15 protein-coding genes are annotated in these 20,549 nt (G+C 70.1%); 3 read left to right on the top strand and 12 right to left on the bottom strand.

Annotated features, from left to right (window positions below; genetic code table 11):
* Positions 1-4: 4 nt before the first annotated feature.
* The 3 genes from CA982_RS20605 to CA982_RS20595 form a co-directional block, all read right to left on the bottom strand.
* Positions 5-1,075, bottom strand: a complete 1,071-nt coding sequence (locus CA982_RS20605) for a potassium channel family protein (RefSeq protein WP_086537101.1) — start codon at positions 1,073-1,075, stop codon at positions 5-7.
* A 102-nt stretch (positions 1,076-1,177) separates the two neighbouring features.
* Complete coding sequence (locus CA982_RS20600) at positions 1,178-4,567, bottom strand: ATP-dependent helicase (RefSeq protein WP_086537100.1); 3,390 nt, start codon at positions 4,565-4,567, stop codon at positions 1,178-1,180.
* Positions 4,560-8,024, bottom strand: a complete 3,465-nt coding sequence (locus tag CA982_RS20595) for an ATP-dependent helicase (protein WP_086537099.1) — start codon at positions 8,022-8,024, stop codon at positions 4,560-4,562. The genes CA982_RS20600 and CA982_RS20595 overlap by 8 nt, the downstream gene beginning before the upstream one ends.
* Before the next feature lie 114 nt (positions 8,025-8,138).
* Here CA982_RS20595 and CA982_RS20590 point away from each other — a divergent pair, with 114 nt between their 5' ends.
* Together CA982_RS20590 and CA982_RS20585 are read left to right on the top strand one after the other, a co-directional pair.
* Positions 8,139-8,915 (top strand): alpha/beta fold hydrolase, encoded by a 777-nt coding sequence (locus tag CA982_RS20590; RefSeq protein WP_086537116.1) that lies wholly within the window; start codon positions 8,139-8,141, stop codon positions 8,913-8,915.
* A gap of 63 nt (positions 8,916-8,978) precedes the next feature.
* A complete protein-coding gene (locus CA982_RS20585) occupies positions 8,979-9,329 on the top strand; it encodes an MGMT family protein (RefSeq protein ID WP_086537098.1) in 351 nt (116 codons plus the stop codon).
* On the opposite strand, the gene CA982_RS20580 is transcribed toward CA982_RS20585, so the two are convergent.
* From CA982_RS20580 to CA982_RS20545, 8 genes are all read right to left on the bottom strand, one after another.
* Positions 9,289-10,032: a sirohydrochlorin chelatase gene (locus tag CA982_RS20580; protein ID WP_086537097.1), complete on the bottom strand. Its 744-nt coding sequence runs from the start codon at positions 10,030-10,032 to the stop codon at positions 9,289-9,291. The two genes, CA982_RS20585 and CA982_RS20580, sit on opposite strands and share 41 nt — an antisense overlap.
* Positions 10,033-10,049: 17 nt before the next feature.
* A complete protein-coding gene (locus tag CA982_RS20575; protein ID WP_208618046.1) occupies positions 10,050-11,234 on the bottom strand; it encodes a uroporphyrinogen-III synthase in 1,185 nt (394 codons plus the stop codon).
* 5 nt (positions 11,235-11,239) lie between these two features.
* The gene (locus tag CA982_RS20570) at positions 11,240-11,680 is read right to left on the bottom strand and encodes a nitrite reductase small subunit NirD (RefSeq protein WP_086537095.1); all 441 of its coding nucleotides are present in this window, start codon (positions 11,678-11,680) and stop codon (positions 11,240-11,242) included.
* The gene (gene nirB / locus CA982_RS20565) at positions 11,677-14,262 is read right to left on the bottom strand and encodes a nitrite reductase large subunit NirB (protein ID WP_086537094.1); all 2,586 of its coding nucleotides are present in this window, start codon (positions 14,260-14,262) and stop codon (positions 11,677-11,679) included. Before nirB ends, CA982_RS20570 begins: the two co-directional genes overlap by 4 nt.
* Before the next feature lie 37 nt (positions 14,263-14,299).
* Positions 14,300-15,805, bottom strand: a complete 1,506-nt coding sequence (locus CA982_RS20560) for a nitrate/nitrite transporter (protein WP_086537093.1) — start codon at positions 15,803-15,805, stop codon at positions 14,300-14,302.
* A gap of 237 nt (positions 15,806-16,042) precedes the next feature.
* Positions 16,043-16,897 carry a TIGR02569 family protein gene (locus tag CA982_RS20555; protein WP_004023438.1) on the bottom strand — a complete coding sequence of 285 codons (855 nt, stop codon included), beginning with the start codon at positions 16,895-16,897 and terminating at the stop codon, positions 16,043-16,045.
* Between the two features lie 85 nt (positions 16,898-16,982).
* Entirely contained in the window at positions 16,983-18,191 is a 1,209-nt protein-coding gene (gene moeZ / locus CA982_RS20550) for an adenylyltransferase/sulfurtransferase MoeZ (RefSeq protein ID WP_010843933.1), read from the bottom strand.
* Positions 18,192-18,250: 59 nt separating this feature from the next.
* A complete protein-coding gene (locus tag CA982_RS20545) occupies positions 18,251-19,294 on the bottom strand; it encodes a DUF3152 domain-containing protein (RefSeq protein WP_086537092.1) in 1,044 nt (347 codons plus the stop codon).
* Between the two features lie 66 nt (positions 19,295-19,360).
* Between CA982_RS20545 and fasR the strand changes: the two genes are divergently transcribed.
* Positions 19,361-20,128: an HTH-type transcriptional activator FasR gene (gene fasR / locus CA982_RS20540; RefSeq protein ID WP_086537091.1), complete on the top strand. Its 768-nt coding sequence runs from the start codon at positions 19,361-19,363 to the stop codon at positions 20,126-20,128.
* 87 nt (positions 20,129-20,215) lie between these two features.
* Here fasR and CA982_RS20535 read toward each other — a convergent pair whose 3' ends face one another.
* Positions 20,216-20,446 carry a DUF3107 domain-containing protein gene (locus CA982_RS20535; protein WP_004023442.1) on the bottom strand — a complete coding sequence of 77 codons (231 nt, stop codon included), beginning with the start codon at positions 20,444-20,446 and terminating at the stop codon, positions 20,216-20,218.
* Between the last annotated feature and the right edge of the window lie 103 nt (positions 20,447-20,549).

The raw sequence follows: 20,549 nt of genomic DNA, 5'->3' as shown, positions 1-20,549 counted from the left end.
TCGGTCAGTCGTCGTTGGGACTCTTGCGGACATACAACAGGCGGTCGCCGACCTCGATCTGCTCGACCTCGCTGTCATCGACGCGGTGCAGCACGCCGTTGCGCACGACGCCGAGGACGATGTCACGGGTGTGGGCGGGCGATCCACCCGTCTCGGTGGGATCGACCTCGCGCTCGGCGATGGCGTAACCGGCGTCCGGGGTCAGAAGATCCTCGATCACCTCGACCACCGACGGGGTCATCGTGGCGATGCCGAGCAGGCGGCCGGCGGTCTCCGACGAGACCACCACCGAGTTGGCACCGGACTGCCGCATCAGGTGGGTGTTCTCCGACTCCCGGATCGACGCGACGATCTTCGCCCGCGGGTTGAGTTCGCGGGCGGTGAGCGTGGCGAGGACCGCGGTGTCGTCGCGGCTGGTGGCCACGACGATGCTCGCGGCGTGGGCCACGCCGGCCAACCGCAGCACATCCGACTTCGTGGCGTCGCCGCGCACGGTGACCAGTCCGTCGGAGGCGGCCGCCTCGAGCACGGTGGCATCGGCGTCGACCACGACGATCTCGGAGGGCTTGATGCCGTCACCCCGCATGGCATCCACCGCGGTGCGGCCCTTGGTGCCGTAACCGATGACCACGGTGTGATTGCGCACGGTATTCCTCCAACGCTGGATCTTGAGCGCCTGCCGAGACCGTTCGGTGAGCACCTCGAGGGTGGTGCCGATCAGCACGATCAGGAACAGCACGCGCAACGGCGTGATGATGACGAGGTTGATGAAACGGGCGAACGGCGTGATCGGCGTGATGTCGCCGTAGCCCGTCGTGGAGAGGGTCACCGCGGAGTAGTAGAGCGCATCCAGGTAGGACAGCTCGTTGTCCTGAGCGTCGCGATACCCGGCGCGATCCAGCCAGACCACGACCGAGGTGAACAACAGCGCCAGGGTCGCCCAGAAGACGCGTCGGCCGATCGCCCGGCTCGGACTCTGCTGGAGTTCGGGGATCCGGACGACGCCGACCAGTGCATGGTCGGGCCGGTTGACCAGATCGGTACCGCCGAAGCGTCGGCGCAGGCGGCTAGCCACCGGCGCGCTCGCGCTCGTCGAGTTCGCTCACACGCTGCAATGTAGCCCACCGCGGCGCCGCGCAACTCATCTGGCGGGACTCCCCTCCCGTCACCGCTCGGCTCATCGGGCGAGCTTGGCGGCCAGGGTCGCCTCGTCGGGCAGGTCGTCGGCCTCCAGCGTGCGCCCGTCGCGCACATAGTGGAAGGCGGCCCGGACCTTGGTCGCCTCCACCCCGGCCAGTTGCGCCCATGCCAGGCGGTACGCGGCGAGCTGGATGAACAGCGATTCCCGACGGGCGGGTTCGGGGATCACACCGGTCTTCCAGTCGACGACCGTCCACGAACCGTCCTTCTCGGCGAACACCGCGTCGATCCGCCCGCGCACCACGATCCCGCCGATGACGGTCTCGAAGGGCACCTCCACCTCCGTGGGACTGCGATTCGCCCAGGGCGAGGAGAGGAATGCTGCCCGCAGTTCCTCGAGATCGGCGTCCGGGCTCGCGGTTGCGTCTGCGGCGCCGGGCAATTCGTCGATGTCGAGGAGTCGTGTCGCGCCGAACCACCGTTCCACCCAGGCGTGGAACGCAGTGCCGCGCCGGGCCATCGGGTTGGGCCGGAACGGTGTCGGGCGGCGCAACCGACGAGCGAACTCGGCTTCGTCGGCGTCGAGTTCGACCAGCTGGCTGACGGACAGGTGGGTCGGCAGCGACACCTCGACGAGTGCCTGATTCGCCTGGTGGTGCTCGGCGAGCAGGGCCGACACCTCGGCCTCCCAGGCGCCGATCTCGTCCGTCGGATCGGGCGGCGGCGCAGTGGCGGACTCCGGGTCGGCCGCCGGTGCGTCGAACAGCGCGGGCGCTGCACGGGTGGCGATGGCGTCGGTGACCAGGTCGGCCGCCCGCTGTACCGAGTCACGGCGGCCGGCGAGCGGATCGCGCGGCCACGGCGCCGCGATCGCGCGCTCGGCCAACGGGTTCGGGCTGTCCGGCTCGGGCGGCGGCACGCGTACCGCTGTCGACAGGCCGGTCGAGTCGACGCTGGGGTCGGCGATGGCCTCGTCGATGCCGACCATGAGCTCGTCGAAGAAGTCCGATCCGCCGCGTGGTCGGTCACCGGTCTCCGACCAGTGATGTGCCGAGACCAGCAGGTCGTGCCGCGCACGGGTGAGGGCGACGTACAGCAGCCGTCGGTCCTCCTCGAGTCGCCGTTCGCCGATCGCGGCCTTGTGGTCGGTCAGGGCGTCCTCGAGTTGTTTGCGGTCGGCGACCGTGTCGATCTTCAGAACCGGAAACCCTTCCGGCGCACCATCGGCCGCCTCCGCCGGGATGGCCAGATCACCGCGCAGGTCGGCCGGGAGCTCGCGCGCGCTGCCCAGCCAGGTGGTGTCGGCCTTGGCGCTGGGGAAGATCCCCTTCGCCAGATGCGGGATCGCGACGACATCCCATTCGAGCCCTTTGGCGGCATGCACGGTGAGGATCTGCACACGCTGTTCGGCCACCTCGATGCGTCCCGGTTCCAGGCCCTTCTCGATGGTCTCGGCGGCGTCGAGGAACGCCAGCAGCCCGGGCAGGTTCGCGCCCGGGCGATCGGCGTAGTGGCTGACGTAGTCGGCGAAGGCATCGAGATGCTCGCGGCCGGTGATCGCGCCCCGCATGCGGCGCGCCCGGATCTGCGCCTCGACGCCGACCCCGATCGTGTTCTCCACGTCGGCGACCAGTTCGGGAAGCGGCTGTCCGATACGGCGCCGCAATGACTCGAGTTGCGCACCGAACGCCCGGATGCGCGCGTAGCCCTCGGGGCTGTAGTCGGTGGGTTCGCCCGGGTCGACGACAGCGTCGGCGATGCCTGCCCGGTCCACGATCTCGGTGGGCAGCACGGCGTCGAGAGCAGCGTCGAGCGCCTCCCTGCTGGTGACGACGCCGCCCGCCTCGGCGAAACTCTCCGCCGCCAGAGTGGTGGCCCGGCGCCAGAGCGCGGCCAGGTCCTTGGCGCCCAGCCGCCAGCGGGCCCCGGTGAGCAGACGCATCACCGCGGTCCCGGCCATCGGGTCGGCCATCACGCGCAGCGTCGCGACGATGTCCTCGATCTCAGGAACATGCAGCAGCCCGCCGATGCCCACCACCTCGGTGGGGATGCCCCGGCTCTCGAGTTCGGCGGCCAGCGGCGCCGAATCCTCGTTGCGGCGCACCAGGATCGCGGTGGTCGGCGGCGGCACGTCCGCGGCCTCGGCCGCGCGGTAGCGTTCCTCGATCGCATCGGCGATGAAGTTCCGCTCGTCGACGACGGTCTCGGTCAGCGCGATCGTCGCCGTTCCGTGGGGGGCGTCGGGACGGGGCCGCAGCACGCTGACCGGGATACCGCGGCGGCGGAGCTCCTCGGAGATCTGATTGGCCAGCCGCAATCCCTGGGCCGCGTTCCGCCAGCTGGTGAGGAGTTCCAGGCGCCGGGCCGGGGTCCCGTCGGGACGCGGGAAGTCGCGGGCGAATCGCGGCAGGTTGGCCGCCGAAGCGCCCCGCCACCCGTAGATGGACTGGATGGGATCGCCGACCGAGGTGACCGCGACCGGGGCGCGCCCGTGCCCGCCGAACAGCGTCGACAGGAGCACCCGTTGCGAGTGACCGGTGTCCTGGTACTCGTCGAGCAGGACCGCGCGAAAGGCGGTGCGTTCGGCGGTGACGACTTCGGGGTTGGACACCACCAGCCGTGCCGCGAGCGACATCTGGCTGCCGAAGTCGAGCGCGGACTGCGCCCGCATCGTCTCACCGAGCGCGATCACCATCGGGATCAGCTCCCGCCGTTCGTCGATGACCTCCTGGACCTTCAGCAGCGCCTGCGTCGGCTTGTCGCGCTGCTTGGGACCCTTCGGGAGGGTGTCGACGAGGTCGTACAGCGTCGAGCCCGCCTGCGCGAGGTCGGCGATGTCGACGAGGTGTTCGGACATCTCGCCGTACAGCTTGAGGACCGCCTCGGTGACGCTCGCCGGCACCTTCTTGGTGTTCAGTTCGCCCGGCCACGCGGAGACGAGTGAGAACGCCAGCTGCCAGAGTTCGGTCTCGGTGAGCAGCGTCGACGACGGTTCCACCGGGAGAAGCAGCCCGTAGTCGGCGATCAACCGACCGGCATAGGCGTGGTAGGTGCTCACCTCGGGGTCGGCACCGCGCAGGCGGGCGGCCAACGCGCCGTCGGGATCCCAGTTGCGCAGCGCGGGCGACCCGGCGAGCATCGAGAGCCGCCGCCGGATGCGGGCGCCGAGTTCACTGGCGGCTTTGCGCGTGAACGTGAGCCCGAGGATCTCGTCGGGGGCCACGAGCTGGTTGGCCACCAGCCACACGACGCGCGAGGCCATCGTCTCGGTCTTGCCCGCACCCGCGCCGGCCACGACGAGCATCGGTTCCATCGGCGCCTCGATCACCGCGACCTGCTCGGGCGTGGGGTCGGGCAGTCCCAGTGCCGCCGCCAGCGACTTCGCCCCGACGATCGGCCGGTCGGTCCGGTCCTGCAGATCAGTCATCGGTCACCGCCTTCCCCGGAATCTGTGCGGGACAACTGGTGGTGAGGTTGCAGTGCACACAGCCGGGATTGGGTGTCGCGCTGTACGTCGGGCCGATACTGGCCCGGGCCGCGCGGCGCACCACCCCGATCCATTCGTCGAGCAACTCGGGCGTGAGCGGCGCCTGAACCCGTTCGGCCGCACCGGAATTGCGGTTAGCGGTGGACACGTAGACCAGTCGCGCGCCGCCGGGCGGGGTGTCGCCGAACTCCGGTACCCCGCCGTGCGCCAGCGCCACTTGATACGCCGCCATCTGGGCGTGCTCGTCGGCGTCGGCTTTCGTGATGGGGTTCTTGGAGGTCTTCACGTCGACCACGACCGGCCTGCCCTCGGCGTCGGTCTCGAGGCGGTCGACGCGTCCGCGCAGGCGGACCGCGAGCTCGTCGGGGTCCGAGTCGGGGTCGGCGGGAATCGTCGCGTCGACGGGCAGTTCGACGCCCACCTCCTCGAGTTCGGAGCGCGAGATGCGCAGCCACTCCCGGAAGTGCCCGAGCATGCCCTCGGCGCGCTCGAGCTCGCGGGCCGAGTACCAGCCCGCCCCGGTGTCGACACGTTCCCAGATGTCGCGGAGGGCAGCGGTGACCTCGGCCGGGTCGAGTTGCCCGGCGACCGCCTGGACCAGCGTGTGCACGAGGCTGCCGGTCAGTGCCGGGGTGCCGTCGCCGTCGCGCCCGCCGTTGCGTTCGAGAACCCACCGCAACGAACAACGGGTCAGCGCATCGACATTCGACGGCGAGAGGGTCAGCGGCCCCGACTCCGGCGTCCACAGCGGATCGTCGGTGCTGGGTGCGGCGAGCCCGAACCAGTCACGCGGATGCGCACCCGGGATGTCGGAGTCGGCCAGCTCGGCCAGCAGCCGCGCTGCGGCCTTCGTCCGGGGCGCGTCGGGTTCGTCGGCTCCGGCGATCACCGCCGATCGCAGCGTCGCGACCAATGAGGGCAGCGAGAGCACCCGGTCGACGCCGGGATCGAGCCGGACCTCGGCGCGGGCCGACTCGGCCGGATCGTCGACATCGCCCACCAGGTCGGCGAGTTCGGTGATGAAGCGCGACGGTGACGCGTCGCCGCTGCCGTCCTCGACCGCGGTCACGAGCAGCCGGCTGCGCGCCCGGGTACAGGCGACGAGGAACAGCCGGCGCTCGTCGGCGAGTGCGGTCGCCCCGCGGGCGACGGTGTCCACGGCGTCGGCGTCCATGCCGTCGAGGATGTCGACGAGCTGCCCGGTGGCCAGAACGCCGCCACGGCTGCGCAGCGACGGCCACAGTCCGTCCTGGACGCCCGCAACGGCGACGACCTCCCACTCGCGCCCCACTGCGGCGTGCGCGGAGAGCACCGTCACCGATTCGGTTGCCGCGGTGGCCGTCCGGGTATCGCGCGGGATCTGTAGCTGGGACAGGTAGTGCACGAACCCGGCCGGCCCGGCCGCGGGCAGCGTGTCGGTGAAGTCGGCGGCGGACTCGAACATCGCCATGACGGCGTCGAGGTCGCGGTCGGCCTGCTCGCCGGCCGGACCGCCGCGAACCGCCGAGGCCGCCCACCGTCGCTCGAGCCCGGTGGCCTGCCACGCCGCCCACAGGGTCTCCTCGATCCCGCGCCGCGCGTCGTGGACCCGTTGGGCCGCGCCGACGACGTCGAGCACACGGGCCAGTGGCGCCGCCTCGGTCTCGGTGAGTCGGCGGCGATAGCGCGCGCCGACCTCGGGGTCGCGGATCGCGCGGGTCAGCGATGTCAGCGAATCCGGTTGTCCCGCCGGGTCGTCGGCGTCGTCGAGGCGTCGCACACCGCGTCGTAACCGGCGCATCGATCCCGGGTCGGCCGCGCCGATGGGACCGGAGAGCAGCGTGAGCGTGTCCTCGGTGGTGAAGAGGTCGGTCGAGGACGGCTCGGGGACCGGTGGGTCGACGGTGAGCGTGTCCGCCGGGTGCGTGGCCGGCGATGTCGGGGCCGCCGCGCGCGCGGCGACAGCGCGCAGCACCAGCATCAGACCGATGACGGCACGTTGCCGATGCAGCGGCAGGTCACTCGCGGGCGTCGTCAGGGGTACACCCGCGGACCGGAAGGCTCGGCGCAGGGGCGGCAGCGCCAGCGACACCGACCGCACGACGACCGCCATCTGCGACCACGGCACCTCGTCGAAGAGATGAGCACGCCGCAGCAGATCGGCGATGGCGGTGGCCTCCTTGGCCGCGGACCCGTAGACCCGTACAGCGGCCACGCCACCCGCGTTCGCGGGGCCTGGCACCTCCGACTCCGGTTCGGCCGCAACCACATCGGTGACCGGCTGGGGGTAGGGATGCGGGCGGGCGCCGGGCAACCGGGCGGCGATCGCGCGCCCGAGCCGGGACAGCTCGGGCCGGGCGCGGAAGTCGTCCTCGAGCAGGATGTCGAGCGGGCTGCCGGGTTCGGCCAGCCCGTCGGCGAAGCGCGGACTCGCACCCCGGAACCCGAACACGGACTGGTCGGTGTCGGCGGCGATGATCGTCGAGAGGGTTCCGGTCCCGACCAGCGTGATGAGCTGCGCCGCTTGCGGATCGAGATGTTGCGCATCGTCGACCAGCAGGTGCCGGATGCGGCGGCGCTCGCCGCTCAGGAGGTCGGGATCGGTGGCGAACGCCGACAGCGCCGACCCGATCAGCTCGGCCGCGTCGACGGCGGGCGCCGAGGCACCCGGCGTCTCGAGACCGACCGCCCCGCGCAGCAGCATGTTCTGCTCGTATTGCGCGTACGCGCGAGCTGCCGCGGTCCACTCCGGCCGCTTGTGTGTACGGCCGAGCGCGGCAAGCTCTTCGGGACCCACGCCGCGCTCGGCGGCGCGCATCATCAGGTCGCGCAGCGCCTGGGCGAAACCGTCGGTGCCCAGCGCGGGCCGCAGGTGAGCCGGCCAGTAACCCGCGCCGTCCTCGATGTCGCCGGCGAGGAGCTCGCGCAGGACGACGTCCTGTTCGGAACCCGTGATGAGCCGTGGCGGCGGATTGTTGTGGGCCTGGGCCTGCAGGCGCAGGATCGCGAAGGCGTAGGAATGCACGGTCCGCACGAGCGGCTCGCGCAGGGCACCGCCGAGAACCCGTCGGCCGCTCGACCCGGCGGAGAGGACGCGCCGGGTGATCTCCTCGCGCAAGGCGACGGCCGCGCGCCGGCTGGACGCCAGGACGAGAACGGACTCCGGATCGGTGGCCGGGTCGAGCAGGCGGGCCACCGCGGCGTCGACGATCAGCGCCGTTTTCCCGCTCCCCGGGCCGCCGTGCACGCGCACCGGACGCCAGGCCTGCTCCTCGTCGGCCGGGCGGCTGGTGGGCGGCTCGATGACCGCGGCCACCGAGGGCGGCCAGTGCCGCGGCCGATCCGTCGAGTCGGGCGCCGCGACCAGTCGCGCACGCAGCGCGCTGCGCGAGGTCTGGGCGCCCGGTCTCCGACTCATGCACCCATCGAATCATGGCCCACCGACGCCCTCGGCGAGGCGCCGCCACCTGCGTCGGTTCCCGTCCGCCACCTGCATCGGTTCCCGCCGTGCGCCGTACGGCAGGATGGACGGGTGGCAGCTCTCAACACCCATGTCTTCGGCAGCGGTCCTGCGGTTCTCGCCATCCACGGGCTCACCGGCCACGGCCGTCGCTGGGCAGCGCTGGCCCAGCACCTCCCCGGTGTCCGGCTCGTCGCGCCGGACCTGATCGGTCACGGCCGGTCACCGTGGCGCCCGCCATGGAGCATCGAACACCAGGTGCGGGCGCTGTCCGCGGTGATCGACGACCACATCCCCGCCGACGAGCAACCGGTCGTCGTCGTGGGTCACTCCTTCGGCGGCGCACTGGCCCTGCACCTGGCCAACCGCCGCCCGGACGCGGTCAAGGGTCTGGTGCTGCTCGATCCCGCGCAGGGCCTCGACCCCGAGTTCGCCCTCGAGGTGGCCACCGACAGTCTCGACAACTGGGACTACGCCGACGCCGACGCCGCCCGCTCGGCGAAACGCGCCGAGGGCTGGGCCGCCGTTCCCGACCCGCTCATGGAGGCCGAGCTCGCCGAGCATCTCGTCCCGCGGCCGCGGGGGCGGGTCGGCTGGCGGGTCAGCGCCCCGGCCGCGGCGGCGTCGTGGAGTGAGATGGCAAGACCCGCAGTTCTTCCGCCGCCCGGCACACCGACCCATGTGGTGGTCGCCGACCAGGTCCAGCCTCCGTTCGTGCGGCCGGCCTTCCTGGATGCCTGCGCGAGTGAACGCGGTGCCGAGGTCACCGTCCACCACGCCGACTGCGGGCACATGGTGCCGTTCCTCGAACCCGGGCTCAGCGCCACCCTGATCCGATCGCTGCTGTAGCGCGGATCGGTCACGGCGGCCCGGCGGGACGGGCCCGACGAGAACGATGGGAGGTCTGCGCCGATGGCGTCCATCACCGACGAGCAGGTGGAACGGGTCCGCGCACTGGTGTCGGCGATCCCGGTGGGCCAGGTGAGCACCTACGGTGACCTGGCGGGGGCAGCCGGACTGTCCAGCCCTCGGATCGTCGGCTGGATCATGCGGACCGACACCGCCGACCTGCCCTGGCACCGCGTGGTGCCCGCCGACGGCCGGCCGGCGGCTCACCTCGCGACCCGGCAACTGGAACGCCTACGGGCGGAGGGTGTTCCGATCACCGACGGGCGGATCCGACTGCGGGAGTGCCGCTGGACGCCGCCTCGTGAGGAGTTGCCTACCTCAGACGGGCCGCGGCGGTCCGCCGGTACGGACTGATCGCCGCGCGCATCCGCGTCACGATCAGGTCGACGATCCGCGGGTCCGGTCCCAGGGGTGCGGCGACGGCGTCCGCACCGTAGGTGCCCAGACGCTGGTGGAACAACCCCGGGGCGAGGAGGTGGCTCGCGATCACGACTCGGCGGCCCGTACGCCGGGCCCGCTCCACGGCGTCGGGCACACTGGGCGTCGCCGTCGTGATGAACCCGACCTCGACCCGCCCACCGATGAGCGATTCCAGTTGCCGGGCAGCCAGATGCACCTGACCACAGGCACTCTCGTCCGACGAACCGGCGGCGGCGAGCACGACCGCGTCGCCCGGTTCCCACCCCGCTTCGGCCAGGCGGAGTCGCGCGACCGAGGCGATGGCCGGGTCGGGTCCGAGCGCCCGGGTGACCACGGTGTCGTCCCGGCCGGCGGCCGCGACGTGTTCGGGTAGGTCTTTGCGGACGTGATATCCCGAGGCGAGGAACGCCGGGACCAGGACGGCGGGACGATCCAGGTCGGCGATGACCTCACTCGGTGTCGGCCCGAGGACGTCGACGAACGCGGTGCGGGTGAGTCCGATCCGCTCGCTGACGGCCTCCGCGATCTGGGCGATCACCGAGACCCCCTGCGGATTACGGGTCCCGTGCGCGACCAGGACCGGGCTGTACCCCTGCAACCGGTCACCGTGCGGAAGCCGTACATGGTTGTCGTGCATGTGTTCTCGCTTCCTTCTCACTCGTCGTCGGCGTCGTACTCGAGGTCGACGGCCAGTCGGTACCCACGTTTGACCACGGTCTGCACCATCTTCGAATCCCCCAGCGCGGCACGGAGTCGCGCGACGGCGACCTCGACCGCATGGGTGTCGGAGCTGTCGCCGGGCAACCCCGCGAGCAGCTCCTGCCGGGAGACCACGCGACCCGGGTTACGGGCCAGCAGCTTGAGCAGGAGCAGACTCGTCGCCGACATCTCGCGGAGCTCACCGTCGACCACCACGGCCTGTCCGCGGATGGCGGTGTCGTGGCCGGCGACCCGCAGCAGATGGCTACGGCGTGGCAGTTCGTCGGTGATCAGACGCGCGAGTGCACCGAGCCGGAACCGGCGCGGGTAGATCGTCGGGATCTGCAGCGCCTCCAGCGGACTGGCGGTCACCGAACCGACACACATGACCGGCACCGCGGTCCGCAACGCGTGGATGAACTGTTGCAGCTTGCCCAGCTCCTTGGCGCGGGTCAGGATCGACGCCGCCGCGGGTGCACTGGTGAAGGTGATCGCGTCGAGATCGCCGCGGAGCACGGCCGCGATCATCTTGTCGATGCGCGCCACGTCGGGATGCATGTTCCACCGGTACACCGGGATGGGCACCACCTCGGCGCCGGCGGCGCGCAGCACCGTGCAGAAATCCGGCAGCGGTTCCCATTCACTGGTGGCGCCGTGCAATTGGACGGCGATCCGCACGCCGTCGACGCCCTCTTCCAGCAACCGGTCGAGCACCTCCGAGGAGGACTCGCTCTCCGGCGACCACTCCTCGCGCAGACCCGCCGCCCGGATCGCGCCCTTGGCCTTCGGACCACGGGCGATCAACCGGCTCTCGGTCAGTGCCCGCAGCACGGCTTCGGCGTTGCCCCAGCCGTCGGCGGCCTCGACCCACCCGCGGAACCCGATACCGGTCGTCGCGACCATCACCTCCGGCGGGTTGGCGATCAGTTCCTCGGTCACCCGCTCGAGTTCGGTGTCGTCGACCAGCGGCAGGATGCGGATGGTCGGGGCGTGCATCACCTCGGCACCGCGTCGTTCCAGCAGCACGGCGAATTCTTCGGCACGCCGTGCCGCGGTGATGCCGATGGTGAAACCGGCGAGCGGTAGCGGATCCGCGTCCGGCGGGCCTGAGCCGGCGGGGTCTGCACCGGTGGGGGTCATGGTGTTCACGCCGGGAAGAACACCTCGACGATGCGGTTGACGACGCGTACTCCGTAGCTCGGGACCGACACGGTCTCGTCGTCCAGGCAGACACCGGTCCGCAGCGCGAAGACCTGCTTGCCCAGCGGCGAGGCGACGGTGGGCTCTCCCCCGCGATCGCCGGTGAGGCCCCGCGACAGAACCGCGGCCCGGCCGAAGGGATCGATGTTGCCGATGGCGTACAACCGGGAACGGCCGGGCGCCGCCTCGCGATCCGACTCGGCGGCGGGCAGGCGGAACAGAGCGGCCTGGACGCCGCCGGGACCGAGCACGGCCGCCCCGCGACCGACGATCAGGTCGTCGATGGAACAGGCGCGCACCCAACTCCCCTCGCGCGCCCCAACAGCGGTACCGATGGACGTGCTCTCTGCGGACATGGTGTCGGCCTCCCCTGGCGCGATGGTCATGTGGGCACTCCTTCTCTCACCGGTTCGGTGCTCGACGCCTCCGGGCTCGACGCGTCCGTATTCGGTCGGACCGACGGCATGTCGAGCAGCACCGGCGCCTTCCGTTCGTACTCGGAGAACCGGATGGTCGGATCGACGACATCCGGTGCGTTCACGAACGAGACGAACCGCTTGAGCTTGTCCTCGTCGGCGAGTACCGCCGCCCACTCGTCCTGGTACCCGCCGACGTGGCGGGCCATCGCGTCCTCGAGTTCGGCAGCGAGTCCCAGGCTGTCCTCGCAGACGACGTCCTTCAGATGGTCGAGGCCACCGTCGAGCGACTCCAGCCACGGCGCTGTGCGCTGCAGTCGATCGGCGGTTCGGATGTAGAACATGAGGTACCGATCAATGTAGGCGACGAGGGTCTCGTCATCCACTCCGCTGGCGAGCAGCACCGCATGCTTCGGGCTCTGGCCGCCGTTGCCGCCCACGTAGAGGTTCCAACCGTGCTCGGTGGCGATTACGCCGACGTCCTTGCCCCGGGCCTCGGCGCACTCGCGCGCACATCCCGACACCCCGAACTTGATCTTGTGGGGCGAGCGCAGACCGCGATACCGCTTCTCCAGCAGCACCGCCATGCCGACCGAGTCCTGCACGCCGTACCGGCACCACGTCGAGCCGACGCAGCTCTTCACGGTGCGCAGGCTCTTGCCGTACGCCTGGCCCGACTCCATGCCCGCGTCGACGAGGCGCCGCCAGATCTCCGGCAGCTGATCGACCCGCGCACCGAACAGGTCGATGCGCTGCCCGCCGGTGACCTTGGTGTACAACCCGAAGTCGCGAGCGATCTCGCCGATCACGATCAGCTGCTCGGGGGTGACCTCGCCACCCGGCATCCGCGGCACCACGGAGTACGACCCGTTCTTCTGCATGTTCGCCAGGAAGTGGTCGTTGGTGTCCTGCAGGGCGGCCTGCTCGCCCTCGAGGATGTGGTCGCTGGAGGTCGACGCCAGGATCGAGGCGACGGTCGGCTTGCAGATCTCGCATCCCAGGCCGGTGCCGTAGCGCTCGATGAGCTCGGAGAACGTCCGTATTCCCGTGACAGCGACGATCTCGAACAGCTCGGCGCGCGACTGGGTGAAGTGATCGCACAGTGACTTGCTCAGTTCGACACCCGACGCGGCGAGCAGCTGCTTGACGCTCGGCAGGCAGCCGCCGCACGTCGTCCCGGCGCAGGTCGCCTTCTTGATGTCGGCGACCTCGCACGCGCCCGCCGCGATCGCCGAACAGATCGTGCCCTTCGAGACGCCGTTGCACGAGCAGATCTCGGCGTCGTCGGGCAGCGCGTCCATGCCCACCGCCGCGCCGCCCTCGGGCGCGATGAGCGCGGCCGGATCACCCGGGATCTCCCGACCGACCATCGGCTTGAGCATGGCGTAGGCCGAGGCGTCACCGACCAGGATCCCGCCGAGGAGCGTCGTCGCGTCGTCGCTGACGACGATCTTGGCGTACCGGCCGGCGACGGCGTCGTGGTAGGTGATCTCGAGCGCGTTCTCGGTGGCGCCGAAGGCATCGCCGAAGCTGGCGACGTCGACGCCGAGGAGCTTCAGCTTCGTGGACAGGTCGGCACCGGGGAACTCCGACGTGCCGCCGAGCAGACGGTCGGCGACCACTTCGGCGGTCGAGTATCCGGGGGCGACGAGGCCGTAGCAGCGGCCGTCGACGGCGGCGACCTCGCCGATGGCGTAGATGTTCTCGTCGTCGGTGACACAGCCGGCGTCGACGAGCACGCCGCCGCGCTCGCCGACCGCGAGCCCCGCGTCGCGGGCCAGCTGATCGCGCGGCCGGACGCCGGCCGAGAAGACGACCAGGGATGCGTCGATCGTCGACTCGTCGGACAGCGTCACCCGCAGGCCGCCGTCCTCGGCGTCGGCGATCTCCGACGTACCGACCCCGGTGTGGACCTCGAGTCCGAGACCGGTCACCAGGTTCTTCAGGATCGCGCCACCGCCGTCGTCGACCTGCATCGGCATCAGACGCGGGGCGAACTCCACCACATGCGGGGTCATCCCCATGAGCTTGAGGGCGTTGGCGGCCTCGAGTCCGAGCAGGCCGCCGCCGACGACCACGCCCGTCGCCCCGGGACCGGCCGCCTCGGCCGCGGCCCGGATGTCGTCGAGGTCGTCGAGGGTGCGGTAGACGAAGCACCGGTCGTTGTCGTGCCCGGGAACCGGCGGGACGAAGGCGTAGGAACCGGTGGCGAGAACCACGGCGTCGTAGTCGATCTCGCGACCACTCGAGGTGACGACCCGTCGTGCCTCGCGGTCGATGCCGGTGACGGTCTCGCCGAGATGCGTCACCACATGGTCGTCACCGACGTACGTGTTGCCCTCGAGTGCGAGTGAGTTCCTCAGCCAGGCACCGACATACGAGGACAACCCCACCCGGTCGTACGCCGGGTCGATCTCCTCGCTGACGATCTCGATCCGCCACCGGTCGGTCGCGTCACGCTCGCGGAGCGCCTGGACGAAGCGGTGACCGACCATGCCGTGGCCCACCACCACCACTGTCTTGGTTGTGCGCGTTGCGGTTTCGCTGTTCACTGCTCTTGACTCCCTTGCCTCGCCGGACCCGTGAGGATCAGGCCAGCGCTTCCTTGGTTGCCTGCTTGTCGGTGCCCTCGGATGCGACACCGGTCGGTGCGCCGTCGTCGCCGGAGCGGGCCTCACCCTCCGGGGTGCCGGCCACCGACAGATCGGTGGTCTCCGCGAGGACGATCGGACGCCGGGCGTAGAACCACCAGGTCACGACCGCCGCCAGGACGTAGAAGAGCATGAACACCCAGAAGGCCATCGTCGCCGACTTGTTGGTCTGGTAGCTGGCCCGCAGCACCAGGTTGATGCCCACGCCCCCGAGACCCCCGGCCGCACCGGCGATCCCGATGAGCGCGCCGGACATGCTCCGCGACCACTTCGTCTTCCCGAGCGAGTTCAGCCCACTCTGCGTCCGTGCCTTGTGCTCCCAGATGGTCGGAATGATCTTGTACACCGACCCGTTGGCCAGGCCCGAGAGCAGGAACAGCAGGATGAAGCCGATGATGAAGGCCGTCAACGTGGCGCCGGTGATCGTCTTGCCGTTGTTGTCGGCGATCGTGCCGGCGACGACGAGGATCGCCGCGGAGAAGACCATCGCGATGAAGGTGTACAGCGTCACCTTGCCACCGCCGACGCGATCGGCCAGCTTGCCGCCGTAAGGACGGATGACCGAGCCCAGCAGCGGGCCGATCCAGACGATCTGCGCTGCGGCCAGCGCCGGCTTCGCCACTCCGGCCGCGGTGAAACTGATGTTGAGGACCTGGCCGAAGGCGAACCCGAAGCCGATGAAGGAGCCGAACGTGCCGATGTAGAGCAGGCAGATCAGCCACGTGTCGCGGTACTTGAGGCAGTCGATCATCGCCCGGCCGCTGGCCGTCTGGTGGTCCAGGTTGTCCATGTAGACGGCGGCACCGATGCCGGCGACGGCCAGGGCGACGAGATAGATGGCGCACACGATCTCCGGCTGGTCGGCGAAGAGCCAGATGACCAGCAGACCGATGACCTGGACGACCGGCACGCCGATGTTGCCGCCGCCGGCGTTGAGTCCGAGCGCCCAGCCCTTGAGCCGCTGTGGGTAGAACGCGTTGATGTTGGTCATCGACGACGCGAAGTTGCCGCCACCGAAACCGGTGATGGCCGCGACGGCGAGGAACCAGCCGAACCCGAACTCGCCCGGGTTCATCATCAGCATCATCGTCAGCCCGGTCGGGATGAGCAGCACGACGGCGGAGAAGATCGCCCAGTTGCGCCCGCCGAACCTGGCGGTGGCCTGGGTGTAGGGGATGCGCAGACAGGAACCGACCAGGGTGGCGGTGGCGGCGATGACGAACTTCTGGTCCGTGCTGATGCCGTACTCGGGGCCCATGAACAGGGCCATCACCGAGAACAGGGACCAGATCGAGAATCCGACGTGTTCACAGATGACCGACCAGATCAGGTTGCGTTTGGCGATCGCGGCGTTGCCGTTGTCCCAGGCGACCCGGTCCTCCGGGTCCCAGTCGGTGATCGTGTGGTCCCGTGTCAGTTGTGCTCTGAGATCTGCGAATGCCAAGGCTCCGCCTCCGATGGTTGCTGGTCTACGTGGTGTCACTGCCGTGCACAGGGCTGCGTGCAGTGGTGGCTGTCGTGGAAGACGCCGACACCGGTGTCGTGCGACTCGAGACCAAGTGTGGAGGGGGTGTGTTGCGCGGATTTTCCGCGAGGTGACCGCATGGTCACGTTGTCCTCACTCCGTCACAACGACGGTGTGAGAACCCTGTCAGATGTCAGTCAGGGCTGTGAGCTGCGGTTATACGAGTAAACGTACATGCTCGACGACTCGCTGCAACCCGGGCAGTGCGCCCGAGGTCGACCGCGGATGCAGGGCGTGGACGGCCAGCCGGAACATCGTCGCCCGCAGCATCATCTGCGGCCACTCGGGCTGATCGGACCAGCGCTGGATGAGTTCGGTGTCGGCACCGCCCCAGGCGAGGGCGTCCACCACCGCGACCGCCGCCGCCCACGGGGCGGGCCGCCAATACGGGACGATGTCGGTGATGCCGGGGGCGGCGGCGCCCGCGAACAGGACCGTGCCGAAGAGGTCACCGTGCACGACCTGAGACGGCAGATCGACCGGCTTGCGAAGTTTCGCAAGGGTTTTCAGCATGTCGACGCTCTGCACGCCGTCCGGTGCGGTCGGCTCGGCCATCCCCGCGGCACGGGCCGAGCGCAACGGCACCTCCTCCCACGCGGCGCGGTCGGCGGCGGTGAAGACATCGACATCGGTGTGCGGCGGAGCCGGCGGCTGCAGCAGGAACCGGGGCCGTTCGAGCGAGGCGGTCGCCTCGTGGAGGCGGTCGGCGACCAGGACCACTTCGTCGTGCCTGGGTTCGGGCGTTCCGGCGATGTAGGTGTCCGCACGCCACCCCGAGACCACGTACCGACCGTCGGTGGCACGGAAGGGACGCGCGATGCGCATGCCCTCGACGAACAGTGACTCCCGTACCGACGCCGACCACGCGGCACGCGCGTGGTCGGGAACCAGGGACAGCACGACCTCGCCGACGCGCCACCCGCCGACCCACGATTCCCCCATCGCGATGGGCGGGTGGGCGGTGAGCCCGAATGTGTTCAACACATGTTCGGGCGGCTCGACGGTGTTCACGTTGGCCAGATTACCGAGCGCGGTTGTCCGGTCACGGAAGGCACGCGGCAGTCATCGCGCGCGCAGCCCGGATCGATGACCGAGATCAGTAGACCGGAAGCGTCTTGTCGACCTGATTGGCCCACGCGGTCACGCCGCCCTGAAGGTGCGTCGCGTCGGCGAAACCGGCCCGTTTGAGCGCGGCGAGCGCCTCCGCGGAACGGATACCGGTCTTGCAGTACAGGACCGTGGGGCGGTCGTGTGGGACCTTGGCGAGCCCTTCACCGGAGAGGATGTCGCCCTTGGGCACCAGCGTGGCACCGTCGATGCGGACGATGTCCCACTCGACCGGCTCCCGGACGTCGATGATGGCCAGCTTCTCCCCGGCGTCGATCTTCGACTTCAGCTCGACGGCGGTGAGGGTCGATCCCGCCGCGGCATCGGACGCCTCGGAGGAGACGACACCGCAGAAGTCGTCGTAGTCGATGAGACCGGCGACGCGTTCGCCCTCCGGGTCCTTGCGGATCTTGATGGTCCGGTAGGTCATGTCCAGCGCGTCGTACACCATGAGACGGCCGAGAAGGGGTTCGCCGATCCCGCAGATCAGCTTGATGGCCTCGGTGCCCATGATCGAGCCGATCGAGGCACACAGGATGCCGAGGACGCCGCCCTCGGCGCACGACGGCACCATCCCGGGCGGCGGCGCCTGCGGGTAGAGATCTCGGTAGTTGAGCCCGCGACCGTCGGGGGCGTCCTCCCAGAAGACCGACGCCTGACCCTCGAATCGGTAGATCGAACCCCACACGTAGGGCTTGTGCGCGAGCACCGCGGCGTCGTTCACCAGATACCGGGTCGCGAAGTTGTCGGTGCCGTCGAGGATGAGGTCGTACTGCGAGAAGAGTTCGATCGCGCCCTCGGGCTCGAGTCGCTGGTCGTGCAGATTGACGGTGACGAACGGGTTGATCTCCAGGATGGAGTCCCGCGCGCTCTCGGCCTTGGGCCGGCCGATGTCGGACTGGCCGTGGATGACCTGGCGCTGCAGGTTCGACTCGTCGACGATGTCGAACTCGACGATGCCGATCGTGCCGACACCCGCCGCGGCGAGGTACAGCAGCGTCGGCGAACCCAGGCCGCCGGCGCCGATCACCAGCACCTTGGCGTTCTTCAGGCGCTTCTGACCGTCCATTCCCACATCGGGGATGATCAGGTGACGGCTGTAGCGGGCCACCTCTTCGTTGCTCAGCTCCGCGGCCGGCTCCACCAGCGGCGGCAGCGACCCAGTGGGCGACCCTTGCGACGACACGAACGCCTCCATTGTTCAGGCTGACTACGGACTCCCGACTCAACGGCTGGGCTCGCAGCCGCATTCCCGGGTCAGCGGGTGGGGAACGGCCACGGGTTGGGCCGGCACACGAAGGCGCGGTTGGCCTTCATCTGCGGGTCGAGGGCCATGATCTCGGAGTTCGCGACGCCGAAGGACTGCTGCATCATGATCGGCGCGAGCGCGCCGTCCTCGCGACACGCCTCGTGGGATTCGTAGCCGATGCCGTGCCCGACCTCGTGGTTGACGAGGTACTGGCGGTAGGCGACGTCGTCGCCCTGATACGACAGGGCACCGCGTACCCAGCGGGCCTCGTTCAGCGTCACCCGCGCCTGCGGCGGGTAGTAGCACGAGGTCTCCAGCCGGATCTGATAGCCGCACAGCTCGCGGGTGGTGCCGGTGGAGGTGAGGGTGACGCGCAGGTCGGGCTCGCCGCGGTCGACCCGACGGAAGGACACCCGGCCGTCGCCGATCCAGCTGCGCGGGTTGGCCAGCGTGGTGTCGACCATCTTCGCGAAGGTCGGATCGCCGCCGTAGTCCTGCGGGTTGAGACCGTTCTCGACCTCCACCGTGTAGGTGTACACCTGACCGCCGGTACCGACGGGCGGACCGCCGCCGCGCAGCACCCGGAAGGTCTTGCGCGCCCGCTCGGTGAACGGGCCACCCTGGGGCAGCGTCCCGGCCGGCAGCGCGGCCGCCTGGATGTCGCCGGTGGGCGCACCGATCGGCCGGGTCTCCTTGCTGATGTCGGTGTTGCGGGCCGCGGAGTCGGGGCTGGCGGCCGCGGCGGGCTCGAGCGCGTCGGTACGGCCGTCCCGGACGGTGACGACGATGAGCGCAATCGTCAGGATCGAGAGCACCGGGATGGCGTATGCGCGCCAGCCGTAGGTCGAGACGAACCGGCCCAGCGCCGACTGCTTCTTGTATTCGGGCTGCGCATCGCGGTCGACGCGGGGACGTCCACTGTCGTCGGTCGGATCCCAGCGCGCTCGAAGCGGCTGGTCCGGTCTGGGGCGTCCCGACGATCTCGGGCCGACGTCCTTGGCACGCACCCGGCCGCGTTCGGGCTCGGGGCCACCGTCCTCAGTGCGGCTCACCGGTCAACTTTCTCACAGCAGACCACCGATACTGCGCAAGAAGCTCCCCCGAGTACTCTCTTGGGCATGTCGACCGCAACCAACGCATCCGCCGTGCCTGGACGCAGCACCCGCCTGCCGCGCAGCGCACGACGTATGCAGTTGCTCGACGCGGCCAGTGAGATCTTCGTCGAACGCGGCTACCACGCCGCCGGCATGGATGAGATCGCCGTGCACGCGGGAGTGAGCAAACCCGTTCTGTACCAACACTTCCCATCCAAGCTCGACCTGTACATCGCGGTCGTCGATTCACACGCCGAGAAGCTGGTCAGCGACGTCAACACCGCCCTGCGGACGACGACCGACAACCGCCGGCGCGTGCGTGCGGCGGTCCAGGCGTTCTTCGATTTCATCGACCAGGACAACTCGGGCTACCGGCTGATCTTCTCCTCCGACGCCTCGGACCCCGCTGTCATCCGGCGGGTGGAGGGTGCCACCGAGGCGTGTGTCGACGCGGTGTACGGACTGGTGATGCACGACTCCGGTCTCGACCCCTACCGTTCGCGCATGCTCGCGTCGGGTCTCGTCGGCGCCAGTCAGGTCAACGCCCGCTACTGGCTGGAGGCCAAGCGACCGGTCGACAAGCAGACCGCCGTCGACACCACGGTCGCGCTCCTGTGGGGCGGGTTGTCCCACTTCCCGCGCCAGACTGCCGCGGCCGACATGCAGGCGACCGTCGTCGATCCCGAGGCCGCCAACCATGAGGTGACCGGCGCCGGGAGCGAAGCGAGCGGGCCGAATGTGACCGGCGCCGGGAGCGAAGCGAGCGGGCCGAAGGTGACCGGCACCGCCTGAATCCACTCGACCACACGAGAAGGGGCCTGCACGCCATCTGGCGTCCAGGCCCCTTCTCGTCGGTCTACGCGGCCGGTTCCGGCCCCGTCAGGAACCGAACCCGACGCGGCGGTTCTCCGATGCTCCCACCTCGACATAGGCGATCTTGGTGACCGGGATGAGGTAGCGGGCGCCCTTGTCGTCCACGAGGGACAGCAGTTGCTGCTTGCCGCCCAGTGCCGCCTCGACCTCGGCGAAGGCCTTGTCGCTGGTCAGGGTCGACGCGATGGTCAGCTCCCGCGGGCTGTCGGTGATGCCGATCTTCACTTCCACGGCCATGTGCCGCCCTCCTCGGTGTCTAACAACGCTTGCCGCACAAGGCTAGTGCAGCCGGGGTACGGCGGGACAGGCACTCCGCTGAGAGCGAAACACGACCGCGGCG

It is taken from the genome of Gordonia lacunae, from assembly GCF_002149015.1.
In the GTDB taxonomy this organism is placed as follows: domain Bacteria; phylum Actinomycetota; class Actinomycetes; order Mycobacteriales; family Mycobacteriaceae; genus Gordonia; species Gordonia lacunae.
This window is presented reverse-complemented; position numbering and strand designations above follow the sequence as displayed.

Excerpts from the sequence above, each read along its gene's own strand:
- moeZ (WP_010843933.1), bottom strand. The coding sequence starts at position 18,191 with ATGGAGGCGTTCGTGTCGTCGCAAGGGTCGCCCACTGGGTCGCTGCCG.
- CA982_RS20585 (WP_086537098.1), top strand. The coding sequence starts at position 8,979 with ATGGCGTCCATCACCGACGAGCAGGTGGAACGGGTCCGCGCACTGGTG.
- CA982_RS20570 (WP_086537095.1), bottom strand. The coding sequence starts at position 11,680 with ATGACCATCGCGCCAGGGGAGGCCGACACCATGTCCGCAGAGAGCACG.
- CA982_RS20600 (WP_086537100.1), bottom strand. The coding sequence starts at position 4,567 with ATGACTGATCTGCAGGACCGGACCGACCGGCCGATCGTCGGGGCGAAG.
- CA982_RS20535 (WP_004023442.1), bottom strand. The coding sequence starts at position 20,446 with ATGGCCGTGGAAGTGAAGATCGGCATCACCGACAGCCCGCGGGAGCTG.
- CA982_RS20575 (WP_208618046.1), bottom strand. The coding sequence starts at position 11,234 with ATGACCCCCACCGGTGCAGACCCCGCCGGCTCAGGCCCGCCGGACGCG.
- CA982_RS20595 (WP_086537099.1), bottom strand. The coding sequence starts at position 8,024 with ATGAGTCGGAGACCGGGCGCCCAGACCTCGCGCAGCGCGCTGCGTGCG.
- fasR (WP_086537091.1), top strand. The coding sequence starts at position 19,361 with ATGTCGACCGCAACCAACGCATCCGCCGTGCCTGGACGCAGCACCCGC.
- CA982_RS20580 (WP_086537097.1), bottom strand. The coding sequence starts at position 10,032 with ATGCACGACAACCATGTACGGCTTCCGCACGGTGACCGGTTGCAGGGG.